The sequence below is a fragment of the Bacillus sp. FSL K6-1218 genome, assembly GCF_038006445.1.
GTDB lineage: Bacteria > Bacillota > Bacilli > Bacillales > Bacillaceae_G > Bacillus_A > Bacillus_A thuringiensis_S.
Genome location: NZ_JBBOVE010000003.1, coordinates 1 through 24,531, shown reverse-complemented (window position 1 = coordinate 24,531; position 24,531 = coordinate 1). Strand labels below are relative to the sequence as shown.

The window sequence follows — 24,531 nt, the reverse complement described above, 5'->3', positions numbered from 1 at the left end:
GCCTAATGTTCGATGTTTTATTATATAACGTTTCTAAGGTGTAACGGTTGAATCATAGCAATTTTTACGTAACTTTTACATGTGATTGAAGTATTTGATTAAAACAAAATTTGAATTTTGTGGAACAGCAGAATGAGGAAATATGCTTAGAGTATTAGCGAAACCCAACCCTAATCAATTCTTCATCGCTTATTTCAATTACGAATCTATATTCTTTATTTAATAGCCAGTAATAAAAACTGACTGCATCAACGTCAACTAGTGATTGGAATACTTTATCAAGATTTGTACTTACTACAGGGATTTCATAGTTATCCCATATTATAAAAATCTGTTCATCAAAATCTAGTTGGTTTGCTTTAATAAGGGAAATTAGTTGTTCTTTGTTCGAAGCTAGTAATTGATTGTCTATCTGTTCCCAATCTATTCTTCCAGAAACAGTTATAGGAAATAAATTCATCAAATTAGTAGCAATCTGCTTGCTTTTTTCCTGAGAGAAGATGAGAGTTTCGTCTCCTAGGGATTCAAGGCATTCATTAAACAAAGGATTTGTATCATTTCTATTTTTTGTTTTCAGTTCTCTTAACTTTTGTTTCATTTTCCATTGTCTTGATGATCTATCAGCCATTTTTAACATTCCTTATACAATTATTTAAGAATGAGTATAGCACATCATGATAGGCCTTATGGAAATGAACTTTTTAAATATAAATTAAACAAAAGTATTATTTGAAAAAAGAACCCCATACGGAAAGATAAGAGGCCATCAAAAAATGTTGTATTTAAAACACGTGATGTTTCATAAAGATATCGAAAACTAATCCATTCGTATATTACATATAATGAATGGATTAGTTTGTGAAAAGAATAAAAGTGCATAGAATTCGTATTTAAAAGAAGAAGCCCTAGGCTTAGGGGCCTAGGGCTTCTCGTTTTGGTATATTTCACACGATATTATAAAAAGAATAGAACTTACTGAAGATAACACATGAATGTTTCGTAAATGTATCAAAAAAGTGAACAAAAAAGTTATTTTAATTGTTGCAGCCCCTTGGAGGGCGCTCCAAGGGGCTAAGATTCGAGAATTTTTAAACTCTTGTTTAATTACATGAGAACTCCCTAAGGAGTATATATGGAATTTTAACACTTGATAAAGTATTTTTACAACTATATATTAAGATTTTTGTATAAATTTTAATGAAAAATGGCCCTTACTACTATGAAGAGCACCATAAACAGAGAAAAGTCGTATATGACTCTATATGAGAACCACAATAAAATTTTAATATTTAAATGCATAGTTTCCTATATGAATTAAGAGTAATGAAAAAAATGTTATTTGAGAGAATTGTGATTATTCGAATGTGTTTCAGCCATTCCTGCCTCAATAATAGTAGCAATAATTAATACGCAAGCAATTAAAATACGTAAAATTATTAACATAGCAAAAGTAATTTTTTTGCTGTATCTCCTTTTGGAGCAAGAATAGCTAAAACAATTAAGATAGATAGTATAAAAATAAAAGTTAAAGGATCGACGTGTACATACATAGAAAATGAACTGAAAAATAAGATTGAAGTTAAAAAACTTGAAATAAACGAAGATGACTAACAAGAAACGTAAGTTATTAAAGGCTTAATAGATAACAGAGTCATGCAGATTTGATGATGGGACTACTGGTTATGTATGTTCTCCTTATTCAATGATAAAATATTAAAATTTCACGTACCTTATGTAAATATAAAAACCAAAATTCAGAAATAGAGGGATTATTGATGGAGCAAATAACATTATTACTAGTAATGGACAAAGAAATGAAGAAGAGGTTGCAACAGCAAGAAGGAAGCAGTCTGTTTTCTGAGATAAGGAATATAAGACATGTTAGTAACATCAAATTTAAAAAAATTGAAAAGGCTCTACAGTACGTTTTAGATTATAAGGAGGCAGAGACTATCAAGATATAATATTTGAATGGGGAGAAATTAAAGGATAGTTTTATCTACGATGAGTTATTAATGAAGAAAAATGTGACTCAATTAATCTCTAAATCTTTAGGGGTGAGGTAATAATACAAAAAGCCAAATAGACAGTTTTTAATTAACTATTTATTTGGCTTTTTATGTTTTATTTTTTAGGCATCCATGTATGTCCGCAATTCATGCAACCATTAACAATATTTTTTCTACCAACAAGCCCGCTAAATAAAGTTATTGGCGCCCCTAGGAGCATGATTAAAAAAACAACAAATGCAGCTATATCATGAAGTGGAGAATGTCGAGGAACTATTCCAATAGCTATAAGTGTAGCTAACATAAGAAACAGAATTAAAAACACCCTTTTGAAATTATAACCACGTTTATTACCAACTATTTGATCAGATTTACATTTCCTACAAAGAATCCGCCTTGTTACTTTTTCTTGTTGTACTGTCATGTCTAACCACCCTTAATTACTTAAAATTACAATAGTATAATTATATGATATCAATAACTAAATAGGGTATATATATTATCAAAAAAGGGAAAATATAATAAATTGGAATGTTTATGATTTTAAAAACATCGACAAAAAAGGGGGATTTTGATAATGAAATCAACGGTATTCTTAATGTATAATCCCTTTGACAACTGCATATCGAAGAGGATTAGTACACCTATAAATGAAACGTTCTAATGCGAGAATGTCACGATAACGTATACCGCATAGTAGGACGGCAAAGACGATAAGAACCCGCGTTAAGATGAAAAGACCAATGAATGTATAACAATGACATATTCCAGTGTAGCGTGTGTGAGTGCAAAAAAGATGTTATGGCCATAAAATTTTAACATTAAGCATCCATGACGGGTGCTTTTTCTTTGTTATATAGAAATTACACATTAAACGTATTTAATGAGTCATCTAGGCATAAAGAAAATTGATATCAATACAATGATATGGAAGGGTCTTTTCTAACGTGTTAGTTACCTCAAAGTATATGTATCTTTTGGCGCCTGGGCGAGGGTGCTTTTTTTATTGCACATTATTATAAGGACAAGCATATAATACAATAGGACAAGTTCTTCGTGTCCTATTCAATGCTCAGGATAAACCCCAATTCACATTGAGAGCACCAATAGCCAGGGTGCTCTCTTTTTATTGAAAAAATATGTAAATGTATATAATATGATTATTGGATTATTATTTCAATATAAGGGGTACAAATTCGATGCGAAGTAAAAAGGATTTGTTGAAACAATGGAAGGTGGATTTGCAAGTTGTTCAAGAAGAAAAGAGGATGAAGAAGAAGTCTAAGAATAAGAAATATATCATTCCTGGTAATACAGCAGGATTCATGAATGGAAAAAATACTTATCGTAAAGAGAATGGGGTATGGAAGCAAAGAAATAAATGATTTGAGAATAAATAGGTTTATAACAATTATTATAGACGCTGCCTTGGTCTAGGTGGCTCTTTTTTTATCATTTTAGTCAAGAAGACTCTTTCCTCAAGGAGCGTGAAGGGTCACAGTCCAGTGAGTAGGTGGGAGATGAATTGGCTTCGAACAAGGGATGGCAGGAATCCCTCACTTCTAAACGAAGTTAAAGTGGGGGTAGTTCAAGTAATAGATAGATATATTATTTATTTAATAATTTTATTTGGTTATTTCCAGTAAGGATTAAGGATTTATATATTTATTGAAAAAATCCAGCCTGAATTGAGTAAATAAAAAAAGAGAAAAATTAACTATTTTAGTTAGTTTTTCTCTTTTTTATTTGCTTTAGTATTTAATACTGCTCTAAATTTGTTATATAGGATTTTACTGCTTGTAATAAGAATTCTTCTTGCCCAATACCAGCATCCGCTGCCATTTGAACTACTTTTTTCTTGAATTCATTATCTGCATGAAATGTGAATGGCTCTACATTACTTTTAAAGTAAATCCCCTCTACATGTGGAAGGATCGTGCCAGATTTCATATGAGAATGTAAGTATTTAATTTCTTCTTGAAACTGCAATGGCTCTATTTGTAATACAAAAGGTTTAATTTCTAATTTGATAGTATCAGATGAAATATTCAATCGCATATTTGTGACACCAAGTTCTTTATAAAATAAGTTAATTAAATTATAAGTAATGGAATTAAATAATTGAGGCTTTTTAAATGAAAAAGATAAATACCCCCGTTTTGTAATTACAGCTTGTTTTGGAAGAGATTCAAAGGAATAATCATGTTCCTTATAAGTGGATAGCGGGAAAATTTCTTCATCCTCTGTAAGAATCTTTCCATCTGTTCCATTGATCTCTATTACCCTAGCTGCTTTTCCGGTATGTTGATGTCTTAATAATTGGTATAAATATATATCTTCTCCTTGAATTTTAGTAATGAATGTTTTTCGCTCTTTTGTTTTAGTTTTTTCATAATCAAGCATAAAAATTTCTAGCTCTTCCTCATCGATAAGATATACTTGTTTTCCTCGTTTTTCTACCTTTGTTGCAGGTAATTTTCCAGATTTGATATATGTAAAGATAGTAGATGGGGCAACATTAAGAATATCAGCTGCTTCTTTTGTGCTAAGTCCTTTAACCGTATTTTTATTTTTTAAGCGCTCTATATCTTCTAAATAGAAAATCTTACTACCGAATTGCTTCCAGTTATCTTTATATACACATTCTATTAATCCGTCTTTTTCTTTTTTTAAAATTGTTTGTATCGTTACTCCTAATAAGTTGGCTGCCTCTTTTGTCGTTACAGTAGGTTTTGTAATGAACAATAAATCTTGTGTCATGAAATGACACCTCCATAACTATTGTTTGCTAATATTTTAGATATGTATATATCATATCAGAATTTTATTTGTATTTAAAATAAGAAATGAATTTTATTAAATATTTTATGTATTTTTATATTTTGTTAATGTTTGTAATTCGTTTTGTATTTTAATAGGTTTTTATAGATGAGTTTATTATAAAATAACTATGAATGCTAAGTTATTAGCTGTTAAATAATATCTATTTATTAATAAATTATTAAAAAATATAAATATAAGTTAATAGAGAAGAATATAGAATTATTACTGAAATAATATGTATTATCATTTGTATAATTAATAGAAGTGAAATAAAATGATAAGTATAGTTATTAAAAATAATTATATTCATAATCTACAATAGGAGAGGTGAATTTGAAATATGGATAATAAAATTATAAAAGAAAATTTACCTATCATAAATAATCAAAGTAAATATATAGATGCATATTTAGAGAATATAAGAGATATTGTCCCATACCTGCATAATAATCGTTATGTAGATATGGTGGAAGAGAAGATGGGGTTTGCGGAAAAAGAGGGAAAGAGTAAATATACGTATTTAAGTGACCTGGAGGTCATTTATCATTTCGTACATTTACAAAAAGATATGGATGAGAAGAAGAATAGAAAAGAGGATACGAAAAAGAGTTATATATCTGAAATCTTGTCATTTTGTCAGTGCATGGTGCAGTATGCAGAAGAATTCGAATTAAATGGGGAAGAGGTACGGCAAAATGACTCTTTATTGAGAACATTACAACCTTGGCATATTCGTAAATATAATTCTTGGTTGAAAAAGGTAGAGAACGGTAGGAATGGTGACACATATGCAGTCGCAACACTTGCGAAGAAAACGGTGCTCATTCGTTCTTTTCTAAAACATCTTCATGTATTTTCTTACATTGAAAAGCCTCTTCATGAAGAACTGCAGCGCGCAAATGTAAATGAACAGGATCGGCCAAATCGGGACCTATCTTATGATGAAGTAATGAAAATATTAGGATTTTATAAAGAAAGAGGGCATGTAGTAAACTATACAATTTTACTAGCTCTGGCAAGTACAGGTGCAAGAATTCAAGAATTGTGTACAACAAGAGTCAAAGATTTACACTATGACGGAAAGTACTGGTTAAAAGTAACGGGTAAAGGAGATAAAGTGCGTGAACTTTTCATTTCGGAACATTTGTATCAATGTATTTGTGAAATGAGAAAGAGAAGAGGGTTCCAAACTGTATTGGATCGAGGAGATGAAAGTCCTTTATTTATAAACCAAAGAGGGAGCTTTTATAATTCAAAAACATTATCAAACCAGGTAACAGATATGATCAAAAAAACAAATTTAGAGTTTCTGCAGTATCGTGAAAATCCAGTAACAGCACATACATTTCGTCATGCTTTTGCAATCATGGCAGTTGAACAAGGAAATGCGGATCTATATCATTTAATGCAAACACTTGGGCATGAAAATATTCAAACAACAAAGATCTATTTAGAGAAGCATATGAAACGAAAGAATAATGTGGGGACTTCATTTGCGGATATGTTGCAATGATTGAACTACTCACCACTTAACGTCCTAACGGACTGTTTGAAGTGGGAGATTCCTGCGAACACCGATGTATCCACCAGTTATCTTAGCAGGCTCTACCCGCAGTCCCTACGGTGAGAACATAAGTATCTTGGACGCTGACTCACCACACTACCTACTTTAGCTTGGTTTTCGCAATTTTGAGAAGCGTGGGGCGATAGAACGTTGAAGATTTTACGGTTGCAACGTTTTTCTGCAACCAACCTCATATCTTCAGTTTTCGAAGAGCAATCTGTACAAGTAAATGATAGCAAATATGTTGGCTTATGCCAACCGACATTCATCTCCCACCTAAAATTGATGTTTCATACCTTCACATTTTTGAGGAAGGAGTCTTCTGCCGGAAAACGATAAATTAGAGAAGTAAATAAAAAGAATTCATATTTAATTGAGATTTTTCCTTTTGTTTACAAAAATGAAAGTGAGAAATTGAAAAAATATTCCTCAGATTTGCTTGTAATACGTTTTGTTTTTATGGTTAACGCAATAAGTATAGAGTTGATTTAAAGTTTATACAAGTAATTCAAAGAGTGTTTAACGTGATGTTGGTTTTTTCGTGATTTCAAGTACATAATATTTAGCCCATTTATTAAATATAGAAGGTCTTATACAGGGAGATGGTCCATACGGTAGCAGAGACAATGAGCATCGAGGATTTTATGGATGGTAACTATGGCGCTAAGAAAAAGAGGAGCTTGTTCAAAAAAGAAAGCAAAAAAATACGCACCCGTGGCGGCGCGAATAAGTATTGTGATCGGTAGTGCTATTATATTCAGTAAAATTATGGATATTCCTCATGTATTTGCTGATGATCATAATTTAGATGTGAATGAGGTATTTAAAGATATGCAATCAAACGACGGAAAGATAAAGAATTATATAGATGGCCAATTATACAATCGTATTGTAAATGCGTTTGAACCGGTTATATTCTTAATTAAAGTTGTGTCATATCCGATTGCATCCGTTATAGCGTTATGCGGAGGGATGTTCATTATGGTAGGTAGCCAGGAACAGGGATTCTCGCTAATAAGTCGTGCTGGGATTGGTTTACATAGTTGTGCAAATGATTCCGTTGTTTATGAGATTGCTAAGGCTATTTTGTCCTACCTAATGTAGGACTTTTTCATATAATAATAACCATTTATCGTTATTATCAGACAACATATCTTAACTCAACATTCGCAATAAATAGTTTTATGTTTCTGAAATTGTAATATATTTACATATATGAAAATCGAAAGTATGATGAAGGTGCAAGCTATAAAACTATTAAAGGGGGATTTTTTATGTTAAAGAAACTAGCAATTGGAGCATTAGTAACTGGGATTATGTTGTCTGGAGCTGGCGGTGTGATGGCGGCAGAAAACACACCAGCTTTAAGTAAGGAAAAGGTTGCAGACTTAAATACTTTAAGTACGGCGTATACTACTGTTAATGTCAATGGGAGCACTGTTGAATTTGCTGTAAAAGGCTTAGAAAATCCATTCACTTCAAAGTATTATCAAAGAATAGCTTGGACAAATAGTTATTCGGATCCAAATAATTACAATACATTAACAGTAGCATATCCACAAAGCGGGAATGGTTATCAGGCATATGGATATGAATCATTAAATAATGTTAAACAAAAAATTGGCTCTGGTCAGACGGTCTATGGTTTCGCCCTGGCAAATAATGGAACCTGGTATCCGGCTGGACAAGCTATAATTAACTATTAAGATTTAAAACAAAGAGGAGTCCTAGTGGGCTCCTTTTTTTTACTTGTAGAAATTTCTGAACCATCATGGAATGCTGTCACTAGGGGGTGTCGTGACGTTATGACGGATGAAATAGTGTATTCCGCTAGTGGAGTATACAAACGACTAGGAATAAGTGTTATCTTGTAAAATAATGATAAAATATAAGCCAATATGTTAATGAGGTGTATAAATTGAGGAATGAACATGAATCAACTATGGTCATAGATGTAAGCAACATTTATAATGCAAAAGAATTGCATTTACTTCTTAAAGAGAAGCTTGAGTTTCCTGATTTTTATGGGGAAAATTGGGATGCCTTTTGGGATTGTATTACAGGGTTTGTGTTTCCTTTGCCAAACAAAATGATCTTCGAAGGATGGTCAAAGTTAGAAAAAAGGCTACCGATAGATACAAAAATAATGAAAGAGTGCCTTCTTGATTATAATGAAGAGAATAGAAAGAATCCTGAATGGAAAAGTGAATTCTTATTTAATTAAATAATAGGAAATATTTATGATGTGACTAAGAAACTTAACAGTCGGTTCAACTTCAACTTCAACCGTTATAGCGTTATGCGGTGGTTTGTACATTATGGTTGGTAGCCAGGAACAAGGATTCTCGCTAATAAGTCAAACGGGAATTGTTTATATTGTAGTTCAAATGATTCTGTAGTTTAGGAAATTGCTTGTTAAAATCAATAAATCGCTATAAAATATTTTTATAGTGGAAAATGGGAAACAGAAAGTGTATGGAGGAAACTAGAATGAAAAAAGTCATTTCGGATAACTTTGCATCTTTCTTTTGTATAGGCTTATTATTATGTTTGTCGATTGATTATAATAATATATCAATCATGGGCTATATCTTTATTGCAACAAGTATATTTGCATTTATAACATTCTTGATTAATCTAGCTTTAACTTATCAGTTAGAGAAAAGAGAAAAAGAAAGTATATAGTTAAGTTGAAAAGGCCTGTACAGGTCTTTTTTTTATTTGCAGGAATTTCTTTGCCATCATGGAATACTCTCACTAGGAGGTGTTGTGACGTTATGACGGACGAAATTGTTTATTCTGCTAGTGAAGTATACAAACGACTAGGAATTTCCGATAGCACCCTTAGAAAGTACATGGAAGTATTACAGCGTGAGGGATTCGCTGTAAAGAAGGATAATCGTGGCAGACGCCAATACACAGACAATGACATTATGGTTATTGAGAAATTAATTGAACTGAGTAAGCATGACGGTATGACACTAGAGAAGGCAGCGAAGATGATTGCGCAGCAAATAGAAAAAGTTAATCCGGATCTGATTCAAGAAGAGTCTGAGGAAACGGATTTAGTACCATTCCACATTAAACAGCAATTACAGGAACAGTACAGCGTTATGGCGCAAGAAATGAATCAGAGTATGTTAGCGATGGAGAAACGCTTAAGTGAGCAAGCGAAACAAAGCAATGAGGAAATCAAAGCGAGCGTAGAAGCGCACAATGAACGATTGGAAAAACGATTGGAAGCTCGAGACGAAACCCTTATGAAGACACTACGTGAGATGCAGGAAACCAAGAGAATGATGCAGGAATTTCGAGATGAGGTTGCTGCTACGAAAGGAAAGAAGCCGTGGTGGAAGTTCTGGTAAGAATATGTAACAAACTACGCATAGGAAAAGAGGAGTGAGATTTCACTCCTCTTTTTTTAATTGTGGATTTCAATAAGCATTAGATCGCTACTACGATTTTGCTTCTCTAAACTTATATCTATTTTAAGATTATTTTTATTTATATGATATGTATCTGTGCTTGTATTAGAAGCTATTATTTTATCAATCTCTGTACTCAAATCTAAGTTTGGATTTATCATAGTGATCCACTTTTTGCCTAACTCTATTAATGCCTTCTTATCTTTAGCTCTATCAATTACAAAATTAACAGTAAAGTTATTTTCATTATCGCCATTTACATAAAAATTCCCATCAAATCCAGGAATCCCCTCTAATACAGGAGAGAATAAAACTATCTCTGAATGTGGAGCCCCTACCTGTATATACTTTAAATCCGCGTTATATTTTGCATTGATTTCAGTAACAAGATTTTGTGCTTCCTTAGATATAGATTTTTTTAGTACAGATGAACTATCCATCCAACCCTCGTGATAAGTAATATACTCATCGGCTAAATCTTGCGGTATAACAGTAGGCTTAGATTCAGGCTCTTTTTCTGGTTTTTCTGACTTAATAATTGCATTGTATAAGAATTGTGCATACTGTTCACGAGTTACAATATTTTTAGGTTCAAACATATTATCGCCCGTGCCAATAGTGATTTTATTTTCTTGTAATGCACTGATAGCATTTGTTGCCCAGTAATTTTTATCTACATCTTTGAAAGTAGTAGTAGATGTCGCTTTGAAATTAAAAGCCTTTGTTAATACAGAAGCCAATTGTTCACGTGTTAAAAAATCATCTGGACCAAATTTCCCATCGCCAAATCCGTTTATAATACCTGCCTTACTAAGACTTAAAATTTCCTTTTCAAACATATGTCCTTGGATATCGCTGAAAGGATTTGGTGCACTAGGTTCATCTGCTGGCTTCAAGTAGTTATATATCAGTCTGGCTACTTGTCCTCGTGTAATATTATCACCAAAACCAAATATTCCATTTCCATAACCAGCTACAATATTTTTCTCTTTTAAATCCATAATTGCTTTATAAGACCAGTGATCTACAGGAACATCTTTAAATCCTACCGTTTCTGCTGCTTGCACATTTGTTAGAGGGGTTAGTGTTGTTGATGCGATAACTGTCCCTGCTAAGATTAGTTGTTTAAAGTTCATAATTAAATCCCCTTATCCGTAAAATAATGTGTTCACACAGAACACTGTACACATTCCGTTTAATATTAACATATAGATATTTAAATTTAAATGTTTATTATGGGAATTTTTCTCAAGTAGTTTGTTTCAATCATTTGGTGTTTTTGTTCATCTCTTTGAAAAGGAGAATAAGCAAAAAAATATTGTCAAAAATCCTTATATCCCATTCCACTTTTAAGAACAATTGTAGCAATAGTACAGCGTTATGGCGCAAGAAATCAATCAGAGTATGTTAGCAATGGAGAAGCGATTAAGTAAGTAGGCGAAGCAAAGTAACGAGGAAATCAAAGCGAGTATAGAATCGCATAATGAACGAGTGGAAAAACGATTGGAGGCGCGAGACGAGACGTTGATGAAAACACTACGTGAGATGAAAGAAACGAAGAGAATGATGCAGGAATTTCGGGATGAGGTTGCTGCAGCGAAAGAGAAGAAGCCTTGGTGGAGGTTTTGGTAAGGGCAAGAAGAGGAACGTATAAAAATAGAGTTGTAGAAAAAGAAAGAGTGGATTCCTTGCTGATGGTACAATTAGGAAAAGGGGGAAAAGGATATGTACGATTACAAATTCGTGAAAGTCGAAGTTAATAACTGGAAAGGGGAACCTAAAGAAGATTATAAACGTATTATTGCCGAACATGCTGAAGACGTTTGGAAATTTGTTCAAATCTTTGCACCATCAATCGCAGGATACGCGCAATATTTTGAGATTATCTTCGAACGAATCAAATAACCCTTTTCGAGAACGAGAGGGATTTGCTTTGAATAACATACAAAAAGAACTGGAATATTTCGGAATCTAATTGTTTTCAATTTAACTTATAAGATAAATAAGCTAATATTTATTAACTACCAATAAGTAAAGTTTTGTAAACGAGCTAGTGGTAGTTTTCATAAGAATTTGTACCATATATAAGCAGGAGTATATGTTTTTCCTGCTTAAAATAAAAAGATATATTTATCTTTAGATACATATTAACAAACAAAAAAGAAGCATCCTCAAAACAAGGATACTTCTGTCTTTTATTTACTTTCTAACGTCTCGTAAAGACGCTTGTACATATCTTTATATGCTTTAGAATGTCGGTTGACTAGTTGAGAATCTACATAATGCTCAACTAACATGTCAATGATATTATTAATTGATGTTTTATCCATACCTTCTTGTTCCTTTATAAATGGTTTAAGGGTATTTAGCTTTAACAAAACAGCAGGTGAAATTTTAGCTGTTTTAGATGGAACTAAACGTTGATCTGGTTTCTCTGGTGTCTGTATTTCCTTTTCCGTGTTAACAGGATTAAGTTGGTCAGTTAAATCTGAAGCCTCGGTAATAGGTGTAACGGTTACTACAAAAGATTTACTTTTATTTTCCAAAGATACCACTCCTAGTTAGCATTCTATTAAATGTCTGTTAAGATTGTAAATTTCCTTTGTTGTTCAGGGGTCAGTTCATTATCTACATAATGATTTATTAGTAAACCGATGATTTCGTGAGTGAATTTCGTGTTGGTAATTTTCATTAGTGCTTCAAGTTCTTTTTTGGATTGTTTAGGGATTTTAATACTACCCTGTTGGTTTTTAAAACTCTTTTTCTCAGGTGTTTGCAATGTCATTTCTGTATTCGAAGCTGAATCGTCAGTGATAGGTGTAACGGTTACTACAAATGAATGGTTCTTATTATCCAAAGGTACCACCTCTATTTATAAATTTATAATCTTATACTTTTATAAATTTATAAAAGTATAAATGCGTTTATTTAGATAGGAATAAAGTTTAACTTCATTCCTATTCTCGACTTTTCTTCACTTCAAGCACTTGTTTTACAGCGTTTTTTACTAACTTTTGCTTTGGTGCAGGTAATGAAGCAACTTTTTCTTCGATTAACATATTTATAACTTCATAAATTTTCATATCTTCAATTGTAGCCAGGGTAGATATTGCCGTATGCGTTTCTAATGAGACACGGAAAGATTTAGGTAACTCTTTCGTAGTAAGTTTTCTCTTAGGTTTTTCAAAGAGTTTATCATCGTCAGGAAAACTACGTTCCTGATTTTCTTTGCTTTCTGGTGTGAAGGTTACTGACCCTTCAGTTTTCTTTCTTCTCATTCCAAGTTGTTCTTTATCTATATTCAATTTGTTATCCATTTACTGTTGTCATTCCTTCCAAAATCTCGATTCTTTTTTCGACTTCACCAGCAATATTTTGGTATACAGTATGAACGTTTTTATCATGAACATCTTTCAGATTGTAAGTGATTCCTGTTCTATCAAATCTCTTTAAACGTGCCATCTGTTTAATGATGTTACTGAATACATTGGCCTTGCCAAAAATCTCTTCTGCTTCTTGAAGAATATCTTTATCGATTTCATTCCCATTTTGCATTAGTACAGGTAATGCCCCGATAATTTCTAATGGTAAATTGTAATCATCTGCTAATGAAAATACATGTTCAACGTATTTTTGAGCACCCTTTAATGATCTTTCTTGCGTTTGTAAAATAACCATTACATAGTCACTAGCGACTAAGGCACTATCTGCAAATTTATTTAATTGTGGTGGCACGTCAATAAAAATGTAATCATAATTTTCTTTGATTGTACTTAACTGTTTTGCAAAATATGTATCTTGCGAGAAGTCATCCTCAAAGTTTCTAAATAGGAATTTTTCATACGTTTGTAAATCCTCGTAAGAAGGAAGTAAGTCCAAGTTAGGTAGTACATTAATCAGTGCGCTTTGTAAGTTCGCGTCTATAAGAGCCATAGCTAATGTTCTTTTAAATTCCGGTTCAATCGAATGTACTTTTTTCATTGTGTTAAATAGTAAATCAGTCGCATTTGCTTGTGGATCTAAATCTACTAATAAAGTTTTCTTTCCTTGTTTTGCGAATGTATAAGCTAACATTACAGCGTTGGTAGTCTTTCCAACCCCACCTTTGAAGTTACCAGTTGTGATAACCTTGCACATTTTCCGTCACCTCGTAAAAAAAAATTTTTTATACTTTTATAAATTTATAATTTGATTTTATAACACAACATACCTACGGTAAAGTATAATTTTATACTTTTATACTTTTATAAAAAAATAATATTAATCTGTAGAAGGATGATAGTTTTTAAAAACTATTTTTTAAAAGCTGTATTTTAAAGCTTAATTAGCATATTTTTTATAAAAATATAAATTTATACTTTTATATTTTTATAAAAGTATAAAAAAATCATCATTCTTTTTTTAGAAAACTAGTTTTTTATAAAAGTATAAATTTATAAAAGTATAAAAATGAAATTAGAATTTTAGATAGAGGGGAATGTCACAGGCTTATAGGGGTATTTACAAAGAAAAAAGCTTGTTGTAACGTAATAAACAACAAGTACCATTCTACAAAACAAAACATAATTTGATATTTTACATAAATGAAGATCAAGAGGATCTATAGAGCAAAATTAAAAACAATTGAATATGAACACAAAACAAAAAGCCACTCCCATATGCTAACGGCTACCAACCTTTAGCGGGAATGACTTATCTAGCTAGTGTACCACCACTTGGCTAGAAACGAACTGTATTAACCCACAGTATTTACGTTTAAGTAGTGTACCACCACTATCCTTAAACAATTATGCCTTTCGACTAGGCTTATTTGATATACCCATTTTATCTATGATTCAGCTAAAATTCAACTAGTAAATGCTAGAATTGTATTTTTTGCAGTCAAAAGATATATATAGGGCATCTCTAAGCCTAGAGGTCTTGTGAATGTACAAGCCATTTAGGAGTTGGAGATGCCTTTTTGTTTTTTGTTCGCGTGGAATTGCCTGATACCACGTAAATAAAAACTGATAAGCCGTAATTCCGTGCTGCTATACATATAGGGGGAACGTGTTACGGCGTGGCTAGCTGTTGGTCGTGCAGGGGGTACAGAGTATGCGCCTACAAAAACAGCACCCCTCATTGGAATCCTGTTCTTCTGGTGAGGGAGGGCGAGAACTTGCCCAGGGACGATTCTCTAAAAGGTTCGGGTGGTTATCGTTAGCATTACGGTGCTAGGGAGTACATTCAGTTTGTCGTGTAGGGACGATATTACAAGGACAAGCCATAGTAAAAGGATGTATGCGGTGAAAATCGCTGAGTGAACAGGGTCTATACATACGGATACCTTATAAGTGACCGCATGGCGAAAACAAGACGCTTATCCTTCTATTTTGATTGATTACTTTTTTGTGATCTTTCAAAGTAGGGGATAAATCTGCCTTCCAGCCGTATTCCTTAATCGTTCCCACATGATAAAAACCTTCAAGACTTTAAGTCAAGCTTAATTACGAAGAAACGATGAAAAACATGGGATTGTTTAAGACCTGGGGGAACTTCTCACTAAGTTGGTTAGAGGATAAGGGGATGGTAGAATAGGCTTTATTGCTGAAGTTGGTTTTATCAATCAGATATAGTACGTGAAATTTTTGGTGTAGAGATATAACGATGATCAGGAGTTTCTGTTATAATCAATTGAGCACAAGTGCAAAATCACATGGAACTCACCTACGGAAATAGGTGGGTTATTTTATATTGGTGAGTTAATACAAGTATGATAGAATAAGAACAACTGTATATTGTAGGGTGGGAGGTTACGACTGTCCTTTTCTCATTTGATGGGGAAAGGAGGTGTAGCCAATGGATCTATTTCTTCAAATAGTATTAGAGGTAATTAAGACGATTGTACGAGAACTTGTGGTTTTCGTAGTTAAGAAGATTACTTCTAAAAAACAGAAGAAGACCACCCGTAAGCCGGCAAAGCGTGGGCGGTCTTCTAAATCTAAAAAGTAGTATTTAGTTGTAACCACTCACCTTGCGGTAGCAGTTATTTGAAGAGATGTTGACGCATCTCTTCTTTTATTATATACGTACAGAAACATTGAAATACCTTTAAGGAAATTATAACAAATAGAAAAACAAAAGAAAAGCCCACTGAATTTCCGTAACAGTGGGTTGTTAGTTGGGTATTTCTATCTCAATGCACAAAAGGGAATTTCTATTAAAATTATAGCATGCATTTATAACTCTTATATTGAGAAAAAGAAAAGACACCCTAAGGTGTCTTCCGCCGACTTGAACCACTTTAATTTTAATAATATGTATTGGACACCAATCCAAAGATAATTCTAACATGTTTTCATATAAATGAAAGCGGATTCTTTAACTTACTTAATTACTTTGTCCATAACTTCTTTATATTTGTTAAATTGGGCATCTTCCATATCACCATTCATTTGTATAAGGAAGTTACCTTTTGCGTAAGTATGAGAGAATAGCATTTGATTACCATTACCTAAATCATTATAGTATTTCTTAGCTTTTTCAAGATCTTCTTTGTTTTTAAACTCAAATATTCTACCACCACTATCTTCACCTAATGCTGGAACAAGAATGCGCTTTGCTTCTTTTCTAGTATTTCCAAATTCTTTTTCTGGTAGGTCACTAGGATTGTCAGCTTCTAATCCTGCAGCTTTAAATTCTTCAATTACCTTACCAACCGTGACATTACTTGTCATTGATTTAACGCTGTCACAAGCGGATAAACCAAATAATAATAGAGCCCCAATAAGTAATACTGCTAATCTTTTAAACATAGTTGTTCATTCCTCCTAATGTAAATAAATCCGTAAATATAATAACAAATTATTTATCTTTATATTGTTATATATTGTCGAACGGAAATAAAAAAGAGAGCTGGAGCCTTCAAAGAGGTATGGAAATAATTATGAGCTTCAAGGGCCATCTTGGAATTCAATACCACAATTCATTATTGGGAAGTGTATTTGAGAACCTTTTATTTTTGGATTATAAGAGTGCTCTCACATTTACGACAAGAGATTTTCTCTTCTTCAAAAATGAATAGATTCTCAGCATCACATTCTGGGCATACAACTGCAAGTGGTGTTTTTATATTTTTATAGCATAGGAAAGACATGGCTGCCAGGAATAGAGCAGGTATAACAAGCATCATAAGTAAGAATAGACCTGCAAAAACGCCTGCAATTATGGAAAGTGGTTTCATTAGTTTTCTACCCACGGAGTTTACTTGATTGTCCTTCTTACGAAAAGCAGTAACAAGGTAAGTATTGGTTTCTCTTACTGGCTCAAATGTTCTTACCGTATTGTAATCTTGTTCATTCATAGTAGGATAGGAAGTGTTTTGATCTTTAAATCCTCGTTGTATATAATAGTTGTTTGATTCAGCTATTTGTGGTGTATACGAGATTCCAGTTCCAGGTATATAAGTTGTTGTTCTTGATTCAGGTGGAATGGAGTTCCCTCCCGTACCTGTGTATGTAAAGTTAATTTTCACACCCGGGGAAACTTGGATAATTCTACGAAACTTATAACCCATAATATTGTATCCTCTCCATCTAATTAATATAATTCTTTACTAATTATAACAAATTTTTAATTTTACATTAATATATTAAGTTAAAACGAACTAATAAAAAAGAGTAATATTGAAGTTTACTAATTTAAGGCTAGGACTCCTTTGTTACATAAAAAAGACAACTAAAGGTGCTTCCCTCCGACTTTGACTATCCTGTATTAATGCCGTTTTGATTAATACATTAAATTATAAAAATAATTTGGTATATCTCCATGTACCCTAGCTGATATAATGTACAAGGGAATTATTGGTTAATTAATAACGCACATATAGTAAGGAGGTACATAAGAAATGATAGATTTAATCAGTGGATTAATTGAAATAGTTTTTGGTTTTTTTGCATTCATTTTAGCTTTATTTGCTTATCTCTTTTCAACAGGAGAAGAAAAGAGACAAGCAAAAGAGGATTTAAAAGAGCTTTCTAAATCTTTTCTTATCCCCTTTGTTGTGGTATTTGGAATTGCAAGTATATTTTTTATTAATATGATTAATGATATTGACAATAAACCACCTTCGAGAGACGATGGCGATCCTTTAGGATGTGCTCATTATGGTGGAGAATGGGACACTGGTGGCCTTTTTGGGGAAGCCAAATGTGTTTATAATAAAACTGATGAATAGGATAATAAATAGTATATAAAGGCCTTATCTTTTCTATAGAAAGATGAGGCTTTTTTATGCATAAAGAAAAGACACCCAAATAAGAGTGTCTTTTCCCATAGTTTTTAGCAGAAGCAAGAAGCTCCGACAATTATTAATAAGATAAATAATACAACTAATAAAGCAAATCCTCCTGCAAAGCCACAGCCGCCACCGCAGCTACCACCAAAGCCCATAATAATTCCTCCTTTAAATAGTAGGAGAAAAATAAGGAGTCACTCATGTATCTTAATGGATTCAAATTACTTTATGTTTTTATGGATTAAATGAGCATGGCCTTTTGAAAATAAAAAAAAGGCGCTATAAAGCGCCTCCCATTTGGGTAAATAAGAAGTAAGGTTTCTAAGATAACTGAAAAAATAGAACAGGTGCTTAGATTTTATCACGTTTTTTTTCTGAATGAACATGCATTATTACATATTATAATAAATCCCTCTATTTTCCATTTGATAAAATTAAATCCAAATATTGTCAATATTTAAATAAATATTTCTATAAATTCAAAATATTTACAAAAAAGAAAAGTGATGCATTTAAGGTGCAAGTTATAAAAAACTATTAAAGGGGGATTTATTATGTTCAAGAAATTAGTAGTTGGAGCATTAGCAGCTGGCATCGCATTAACAGGGGGGATCGGGGCCGCTTCAGCAAGTACAGAAAATGGATCTAATACACCAAGTTCTGTAAAACAATTAGCAGGATGCTATCCAAAAGAAAATGGTAAGTATATAAAAGAAGTTAGACAAAATCACCAATACTTTGATAATACTAAAACTGAGCCAGCTTGTGGCGGAACAGTGGTATGGTATTTGAAAAAAATTGAGTTTACAAATGCAAATGGCGGCACATATATTGGTCATTATGAAGGATGGCTTAAATAGTTAGTATTGATTTCATTTCAAAAAAGACACTCAAGGCAGTGTCTTTTTTGAAATTTTATAGATTTAGAAAATAGTTATTTCAGAGAGCCTCTATAGATGTTTTTGCCCATCCACCTTTTCTGATAATTTTAGGTCAAAATGTAAAATTTCTGAGCTTATCATAGCAAACTACCAACTCGTATATTTTTATATCGTGTCGAATGGAAATAAAAAAGAGAGCCGAAGCTCTCCTCCGTTTAGACCATTTAAATTAATGAAGTTTTGAAGACTATCCTAATTACGAATGAAATCAAGAAATACATACAAAGTAAGGCTCTTAACCTCTTACTTGCACCTTAAAAAAATCCTCTTGCAGATAAGGAAGAGCAACGCTATATGTTCACTCATCACCTAACTACAAGAGCTGGTTTCGGCCTCTCATATATAGGGGGCATTCTGACGACAAATTTCGACATTTTTTCAAAAAGAATTTATTATGGGAACGCATCATTAAAAAAGGGGGGCTGTTACAAATGTGGAGAAATATAGAAAATAACTGAAAATGATTGCGCTTTGAGTTAACATAGTATTAAGGTAACTTTCCTAAGTAAGTATTTAAGGGGTGAATAATTTGAGTTTCACTTATAAGAGACCGTTAATTTTTATAGTCCTACTGTATATTGTATTGATAGCTTTTAACTATGCTAATCATAATCAATTCAATTGGTTTGAAAACCTTATAAAAACACTATTTATAGTAGTGTTTTTTGAAATTATGATGTGGTTATTTTCTTCAAAAAAAACAACCTCTAGAAAATAAGAGGTTGTTTTTTATTAATCACCATGTTTTTCCTGTCCAGCCTTCTTCTTCATAAATACATGTACCTAGATACCAAGCAAGCTGACCAGCTAAACCAATTAAATTACCTTTGACGCCTAATCTAATCATTTTTCTAGCTGCTAATTCATATTCTTTGTTAGTAATATTAGCAATAATAGAACCTATAAAGCCTACTGATAGAAATTCTTTATAATTTGCTATAAGTTTTCTTTCTATGCAGTTATCTACAGCTTCCGTTTCTTGTTTGAATGGATCTTCATAGCCAGGTGGTGTATTTACACGTTGGATTTCTTGTCTCAATTGTTCTAATTCTTCAGTTTTACCATATTTGTTTTCTATCATATCAATATCAATATCTACTACTCTTCCATGTTTATCTTTAATTGCAGCTTCTTCAACAACAAATTTCAATTGTGCAGCTACTTCTTGCACTAATTTTTCTTCTTCACTATTAATCTCTTGAGCTTTGGAGATTCCAGCGAAAGAAGTTGTAAACAAAGCGAGTACAAGAACCATCGATACAATATTTCTTAATACAGTCTTCATTTTTAATCCCATCCCTTTTCCTTATTTATGCTTTTTTACCGGTATTTTCTAGCACAGCTCTATCTTAATACATAAAGCTATAAAAATATATACCCTTCAGAAAGCGGAAAAATAATGAAATCCAACGATTATTACCTTTAAAACCGCTGTTTCAAGATATTTACAGTTTAATAATTTGAATATTGTGAATTTTATTTATCAATTTAATTACGGATACAGATATAATGTTAGATTGTAGATTAACTGTCTTTAAGAGCACAATTTTTTTGGCCCCTATCTTGGGGTAGCACCACACATCCATCAACTTAAGGTATATTTTTATACAAAACGCGGTTTTTTCACGAAGTATTTTATTATCGTTTATAGATATCATAAAAGTAGGCATATCAAATAAACCCTGACGGGTTTCAATTTTTTTACTATAACTATGCTACCTGATGAATGGAAGTGGTATACTCATAAACAACGCCCAAAATATCAAAGACCGTTTTTTTCTCATATCTGTTGGATTTTCGTCCGTTTCGCTGTAGGAGGTTAAACAGACGAAGGAGAATCTTTGATAATTCTTGGGTGTTTTTATGTAATGCTTGATGAAAAAGTAAGAAATAATCTTTAATCATGTACATCGCTTTATATTCACTTAGTTCTTTCTGTTTCTTACGTAACAGAAGTTCCCTCATTTTAAACATAGTAGAAGAACATAATAGGATACTAATGAGTTGTCCATAAAGGTGACATTCTAGCCGCTCTTGTTTAATAGATTTACAACGATGAATTTGAAACCAAGATTTCCATATTTTAAATAACAGCTCAATTTGCCAACGTAGTGAGTATAAATCATAGATTTTCTCTTTTGGTACCCATTCCGTAGGAATGTTTATCATATATACCGTAATTCCTTGTAAAAGTTTCGTACGCTCTGTATATGTAATTCCTTTTTTCTTTTCACGAATAGCTCGATCACGTAGGCGTTTTTGTTTTTGCTCCTCCGTATATTTATAAACCACAATGCGAGTAGGTAATTTGTCTTTGCTCCCTACATATACATCATGTAATTCATACACTTGACCAGGTTGTAATTGGTTCATGATGTCTTCCAAATGAATTTGTATATATACCGGCCTCAATTGAGCGGGTTTTGTTTTAAATACCACTGTTTCGAATTCTTTTCTATATATCTTAGTTGGTAACTTAAGACGTGATAAATAATATCCTTGCCTATCTTGAATAGACTTAAAGTCTTGTAAACGAAAATATCCTAAATCACGAATATATAGTTCATTCTTCTGTGCCATACCTGTTCGAGTCACGCCATACGCTTGATCACTTCGTTTTCCTGGTTCAATTTTCACATCAGAAAATTCTCCACTCAACAAGTCATACTCTAGTTGAATTTTCACACCAGCTTTATGACTACATCCTCCGGCACCAGGATAAGTAGATGCAAATCGATCCGGCACTTGAAATGTTGTAGAATCAAGGATAAGAATACGCTCAAAGTGAGCAGAAAGAGCATGAGAAATCTTAGATAACCCCCCAATTTTAGCTTGTAGAAGTGTAGTAAATACAGTTCGGAAGAAGGTTACAGAAGCTGAGTTAAATCGCCGATTGAGTCCCTCAGGACTTAATAAAACTCCTGTTGAAGTTTCTAATTGACTACAAAGTTGAGTAAGAGGAGTAGTAGCGATTTGTTGATTTAACCATACACACAAAGATAAAAAATGGTGCCCGTGGCACTTACGTTTTCGTTTCATTCCGCCTGCTTCTATAGCTAATTGATTAAGTGCAGCGGGACCTCTAAAATGACTAACTGTAGAAAAAGAAATTTTTCATTTAGGTGGGCTTTTACGTTTATTACTGCCGATTTTTTACAGCTTATTTGCATAAGCTGTAAAAAATCCATGTAAAGTCACATTCTTTCTCCCTTGAATAAGAGAAAGGATAGCAACTCGATTGCCTCACAATATACAATTACTTATTTATGTTTACCATTTGCTACTATTCATTTTCTATTTTAAGTAAAATTTAATAGGGAAATAAAAAGATACTTTCTATGCCTTATAACAAAGAAAAATAGTATCAGAGGCATTATAAAATTAAAATAACCCTTGCATCTCTACTTATTGGATACTATTTACGTACCAGGATTCTTCTGGTGAACCGTACCAAGAAGGCTTACTATATGACTTTTGTTTTTCATTCCATTGCAACTTAACATCTACCCAATGTCCTCTAGGATATACCGATAAAATGCCTGGTTCATACTTTTCTACCCATTTAATTTTATTTACTAATTGATTTTGTTTCATTAAATGCGTATAAAAAACATTTTGGAACATTGTATGATAAATGGAAGTCGCAATATGTTCTATATCATTCGTGATTGCGTCTACACCAGTCATGACAACTGTCGCAAGTAAACCTTCTTGTAGATCATCCTCTCTACCCACGTGCATTTCTACATCACAATAATATACTTTTACTTCATTATCCTTATTAGGTACTAAATCATGCTTTAAATAAGGTACTTTGAACTTATAAATACCTGAATGAAATCTAATTGCTTCTTCCATGTTTGATTGATTTAACCAATTCACAAAATCGCTCCTTTCTATAATTTTCAAAAATACTTACCTATATAATATTACTATAATATAACGATTTATCATAATAACATATAAAATGTCCGCCAATACTTTTTTCATTGCTATACAAATCCCAACGCAATTACTTAAAGTATAAATATCTTATTTAAAGTTTTATGATTCACTTTACACTTTTATACTTGTGTAAAAGTGTAAAAATTATTCGTTATCTTATTATAGCTTCTTCTACCTAACTTGAAAGCGGGTATTCTATGAATCATAGAGAACAACAATAATCTACTAAAATAGAGGAATATACTAGGGAAAACTAGTAAAACTAAATCAATATGTATTGTGTTATACAAAAGCAATTAATGATTTACCAGCTGATCACAAAGATTTTCTAAAGAAAAGTGGTTGGTTATTAACTTTTCTATCCGGATATGATGGTCTAATGTGGGGAATATAGGATTATTAGTTTAATATTATTCCTGCTAGCACAATAGAGTATTTGAGAAAACTTGATACATCAAGATGAATTGGATTTTTTAGTGATTTATAGCGGCAAGGTAACAGACTCACAATCTACGATTATTCCAGCACATTCTTTAGAGGAAGCAAATGAAAAATTACAATCAGAAGTAAAGCGGTGATTAGGAAAATGTAGTATAAAAGTGAATGAGGTAAGTTTATGTGTTTCAGAGGATAGCCGGTATGGAATCGAACAAAAATAAAAAGGGGAAAAGTCTTGTTTCTATAGTAATATTATCCCCTTTAGGTAGACAGTGTGAAAAAGACCATGTATACACATGGATGTTATGAACTGACCCACGAATTCGGTACATGAAAAAAACACCTATGCTACCTGTTTCTTTTATTCTATAGGAGACAGGTAGTTTAATTTTTCTTGAATACGTTCCGTATTATAATACTCAATGTAATCGTGAATGAGTTATTTGAGAGTAGAAGTTGAATGTAGTTGTTTTTCTTGTGAATAAAATAATTTAGATTTCAATGAGGAATGAAAAGATTCTATTACGGCATTATCATGACAATTTTGTGGTAATGCCATTTTCTTTAGATGGCGTTCGGAAAGCGTAGGAGATATATACGGCCCCTTAATCACTATGTAGTAAATTTCAGCCTTTTGTTTTGATTTTATCGCCTTCTCAACTGTTTTTAAGACGAGTGTTACGTCTTGTCTGTTACTTATTTCATACGTAATGATTTGATTGTTATATAAATACATAATACTCGATAAATACAACATCTCTGTACCAAATGGCAAATATTTAATATCTGTAACCCATTTTTCATTTGGTTTGGTAGCTTGAAAGTTTCGATTTAAGAGATTCTCTACAACAATCCTACTTTCTCCATTAATCCAGGTTCTTCTCTTTTCGTTTTCTTCTATATAAAGTATTAACAGTTTCAATGCTTTTCAAGGTGTCTGAAGCATGGCGGAAATTTAGAGATTCTTCAGATTTTGAAAAACATCGTTTTACCAATAAATTAGGGGTCTATGTATATAGACATAGACCCTAAGAAAAATTAGCAAACCGCAACACTAATCGTGCTAACTACTTTACAGTTAATACTCATAGAAGAGCCTGCACGTAATTGA

General features: G+C 32.4%; 26 protein-coding genes and 4 pseudogenes. 13 read left to right on the top strand and 17 right to left on the bottom strand.

The annotated features are described in order from the left end of the window. Positions 1–154: 154 nt before the first annotated feature. On the bottom strand, positions 155–628 hold the full coding sequence (locus tag MHI26_RS30405; protein WP_061667679.1) for a CDI toxin immunity protein: 474 nt from the start codon (positions 626–628) through the stop codon (positions 155–157). A 1,147-nt stretch (positions 629–1,775) separates the two neighbouring features. Here MHI26_RS30405 and MHI26_RS30400 point away from each other — a divergent pair. Continuing rightward, positions 1,776–1,964 carry a hypothetical protein gene (locus tag MHI26_RS30400; protein ID WP_255259140.1) on the top strand — a complete coding sequence of 63 codons (189 nt, stop codon included), beginning with the start codon at positions 1,776–1,778 and terminating at the stop codon, positions 1,962–1,964. A gap of 160 nt (positions 1,965–2,124) precedes the next feature. Here MHI26_RS30400 and MHI26_RS30395 read toward each other — a convergent pair whose 3' ends face one another. Next, positions 2,125–2,433: a hypothetical protein gene (locus MHI26_RS30395; protein WP_061667680.1), complete on the bottom strand. Its 309-nt coding sequence runs from the start codon at positions 2,431–2,433 to the stop codon at positions 2,125–2,127. 775 nt (positions 2,434–3,208) lie between these two features. Here MHI26_RS30395 and MHI26_RS30390 point away from each other — a divergent pair. Then, positions 3,209–3,394 carry a hypothetical protein gene (locus MHI26_RS30390; protein ID WP_061667681.1) on the top strand — a complete coding sequence of 62 codons (186 nt, stop codon included), beginning with the start codon at positions 3,209–3,211 and terminating at the stop codon, positions 3,392–3,394. Between the two features lie 373 nt (positions 3,395–3,767). Here the strand turns inward: MHI26_RS30390 and MHI26_RS30385 are convergent, their stop codons facing one another. Further along, positions 3,768–4,769, bottom strand: coding sequence for a helix-turn-helix domain-containing protein (locus MHI26_RS30385; protein WP_061667682.1), 1,002 nt, complete (start codon positions 4,767–4,769; stop codon positions 3,768–3,770). Positions 4,770–5,172: 403 nt separating this feature from the next. On the opposite strand from MHI26_RS30385, the gene MHI26_RS30380 reads away from it, so the two are divergent. The 6 genes and pseudogenes from MHI26_RS30380 (at position 5,173) to MHI26_RS30355 (ending at position 9,761) form a co-directional block, all read left to right on the top strand. Next, on the top strand, positions 5,173–6,345 hold the full coding sequence (locus tag MHI26_RS30380) for a tyrosine-type recombinase/integrase (protein ID WP_097889062.1): 1,173 nt from the start codon (positions 5,173–5,175) through the stop codon (positions 6,343–6,345). 653 nt (positions 6,346–6,998) lie between these two features. Next, positions 6,999–7,495, top strand: a pseudogene (locus tag MHI26_RS30375) (hypothetical protein). Between the two features lie 175 nt (positions 7,496–7,670). Continuing rightward, positions 7,671–8,102, top strand: a complete 432-nt coding sequence (locus MHI26_RS30370) for a hypothetical protein (protein WP_061667362.1) — start codon at positions 7,671–7,673, stop codon at positions 8,100–8,102. Positions 8,103–8,314: 212 nt separating this feature from the next. After that, positions 8,315–8,620, top strand: coding sequence for a barstar family protein (locus tag MHI26_RS30365; protein ID WP_061667361.1), 306 nt, complete (start codon positions 8,315–8,317; stop codon positions 8,618–8,620). Between the two features lie 266 nt (positions 8,621–8,886). Then, positions 8,887–9,081, top strand: a complete 195-nt coding sequence (locus MHI26_RS30360; protein WP_061667359.1) for a hypothetical protein — start codon at positions 8,887–8,889, stop codon at positions 9,079–9,081. Positions 9,082–9,173: 92 nt separating this feature from the next. After that, the gene (locus tag MHI26_RS30355; protein WP_061667357.1) at positions 9,174–9,761 is read left to right on the top strand and encodes a DUF3967 domain-containing protein; all 588 of its coding nucleotides are present in this window, start codon (positions 9,174–9,176) and stop codon (positions 9,759–9,761) included. Between the two features lie 56 nt (positions 9,762–9,817). On the opposite strand, the gene MHI26_RS30350 is transcribed toward MHI26_RS30355, so the two are convergent. Beyond that, a complete protein-coding gene (locus MHI26_RS30350) occupies positions 9,818–10,957 on the bottom strand; it encodes an S-layer homology domain-containing protein (RefSeq protein ID WP_061667354.1) in 1,140 nt (379 codons plus the stop codon). A gap of 235 nt (positions 10,958–11,192) precedes the next feature. On the opposite strand from MHI26_RS30350, the pseudogene MHI26_RS30345 reads away from it, so the two are divergent. Both MHI26_RS30345 and MHI26_RS30340 read left to right on the top strand, forming a co-directional pair. Beyond that, positions 11,193–11,453 (top strand): annotated as a pseudogene (locus tag MHI26_RS30345) (DUF3967 domain-containing protein); the annotation flags it as partial. A gap of 93 nt (positions 11,454–11,546) precedes the next feature. Beyond that, the gene (locus tag MHI26_RS30340) at positions 11,547–11,726 is read left to right on the top strand and encodes a DUF4177 domain-containing protein (protein WP_061667352.1); all 180 of its coding nucleotides are present in this window, start codon (positions 11,547–11,549) and stop codon (positions 11,724–11,726) included. Positions 11,727–12,016: 290 nt separating this feature from the next. Here the strand turns inward: MHI26_RS30340 and MHI26_RS30335 are convergent, their stop codons facing one another. The 6 genes from MHI26_RS30335 to MHI26_RS30310 form a co-directional block, all read right to left on the bottom strand. Continuing rightward, on the bottom strand, positions 12,017–12,367 hold the full coding sequence (locus tag MHI26_RS30335; RefSeq protein ID WP_061667351.1) for a hypothetical protein: 351 nt from the start codon (positions 12,365–12,367) through the stop codon (positions 12,017–12,019). Positions 12,368–12,393: 26 nt separating this feature from the next. Then, complete coding sequence (locus MHI26_RS30330; RefSeq protein ID WP_061667349.1) at positions 12,394–12,678, bottom strand: hypothetical protein; 285 nt, start codon at positions 12,676–12,678, stop codon at positions 12,394–12,396. A gap of 100 nt (positions 12,679–12,778) precedes the next feature. Continuing rightward, a complete protein-coding gene (locus tag MHI26_RS30325; protein WP_000369031.1) occupies positions 12,779–13,138 on the bottom strand; it encodes a hypothetical protein in 360 nt (119 codons plus the stop codon). Further along, positions 13,131–13,958: a ParA family protein gene (locus MHI26_RS30320; protein ID WP_061667347.1), complete on the bottom strand. Its 828-nt coding sequence runs from the start codon at positions 13,956–13,958 to the stop codon at positions 13,131–13,133. The genes MHI26_RS30325 and MHI26_RS30320 overlap by 8 nt, the downstream gene beginning before the upstream one ends. A gap of 2,228 nt (positions 13,959–16,186) precedes the next feature. Further along, entirely contained in the window at positions 16,187–16,615 is a 429-nt protein-coding gene (locus MHI26_RS30315) for a hypothetical protein (protein ID WP_061667345.1), read from the bottom strand. Positions 16,616–16,815: 200 nt separating this feature from the next. Then, positions 16,816–17,376: a DUF4236 domain-containing protein gene (locus MHI26_RS30310; RefSeq protein WP_061667343.1), complete on the bottom strand. Its 561-nt coding sequence runs from the start codon at positions 17,374–17,376 to the stop codon at positions 16,816–16,818. Between the two features lie 330 nt (positions 17,377–17,706). On the opposite strand from MHI26_RS30310, the gene MHI26_RS30305 reads away from it, so the two are divergent. Further along, positions 17,707–18,036, top strand: a complete 330-nt coding sequence (locus tag MHI26_RS30305) for a hypothetical protein (protein WP_061667341.1) — start codon at positions 17,707–17,709, stop codon at positions 18,034–18,036. Positions 18,037–18,140: 104 nt separating this feature from the next. On the opposite strand, the gene MHI26_RS30300 is transcribed toward MHI26_RS30305, so the two are convergent. Beyond that, positions 18,141–18,251, bottom strand: a complete 111-nt coding sequence (locus tag MHI26_RS30300) for a YjcZ family sporulation protein (RefSeq protein ID WP_000505681.1) — start codon at positions 18,249–18,251, stop codon at positions 18,141–18,143. 399 nt (positions 18,252–18,650) lie between these two features. Between MHI26_RS30300 and MHI26_RS30295 the strand changes: the two genes are divergently transcribed. Continuing rightward, a complete protein-coding gene (locus MHI26_RS30295) occupies positions 18,651–18,956 on the top strand; it encodes a hypothetical protein (RefSeq protein WP_061667339.1) in 306 nt (101 codons plus the stop codon). An 817-nt stretch (positions 18,957–19,773) separates the two neighbouring features. Here the strand turns inward: MHI26_RS30295 and MHI26_RS30290 are convergent. The 3 genes from MHI26_RS30290 to MHI26_RS30280 all read right to left on the bottom strand — a co-directional run bounded on the left by MHI26_RS30290 (position 19,774) and on the right by MHI26_RS30280 (position 22,919). After that, entirely contained in the window at positions 19,774–20,334 is a 561-nt protein-coding gene (locus MHI26_RS30290) for a hypothetical protein (RefSeq protein ID WP_061667338.1), read from the bottom strand. A gap of 413 nt (positions 20,335–20,747) precedes the next feature. Continuing rightward, positions 20,748–22,148 carry an IS4 family transposase gene (locus tag MHI26_RS30285; protein ID WP_061667334.1) on the bottom strand — a complete coding sequence of 467 codons (1,401 nt, stop codon included), beginning with the start codon at positions 22,146–22,148 and terminating at the stop codon, positions 20,748–20,750. A 294-nt stretch (positions 22,149–22,442) separates the two neighbouring features. Continuing rightward, positions 22,443–22,919: a hypothetical protein gene (locus MHI26_RS30280; protein ID WP_061667332.1), complete on the bottom strand. Its 477-nt coding sequence runs from the start codon at positions 22,917–22,919 to the stop codon at positions 22,443–22,445. A gap of 509 nt (positions 22,920–23,428) precedes the next feature. Here MHI26_RS30280 and MHI26_RS30275 point away from each other — a divergent pair. Further along, a pseudogene (locus MHI26_RS30275) lies at positions 23,429–23,641 on the top strand (hypothetical protein). Positions 23,642–23,781: 140 nt separating this feature from the next. On the opposite strand, the gene MHI26_RS31675 reads toward MHI26_RS30275, so the two are convergent. From MHI26_RS31675 to MHI26_RS30265, 3 genes and pseudogenes are all read right to left on the bottom strand, one after another. Beyond that, complete coding sequence (locus MHI26_RS31675) at positions 23,782–23,856, bottom strand: IS3 family transposase (protein ID WP_098472263.1); 75 nt, start codon at positions 23,854–23,856, stop codon at positions 23,782–23,784. A gap of 3 nt (positions 23,857–23,859) precedes the next feature. Next, positions 23,860–24,177, bottom strand: a complete 318-nt coding sequence (locus tag MHI26_RS30270) for a hypothetical protein (protein ID WP_390228469.1) — start codon at positions 24,175–24,177, stop codon at positions 23,860–23,862. A gap of 130 nt (positions 24,178–24,307) precedes the next feature. Further along, positions 24,308–24,412: pseudogene (locus MHI26_RS30265) on the bottom strand (IS6 family transposase); the annotation flags it as partial. Positions 24,413–24,531: the final 119 nt, after the last annotated feature.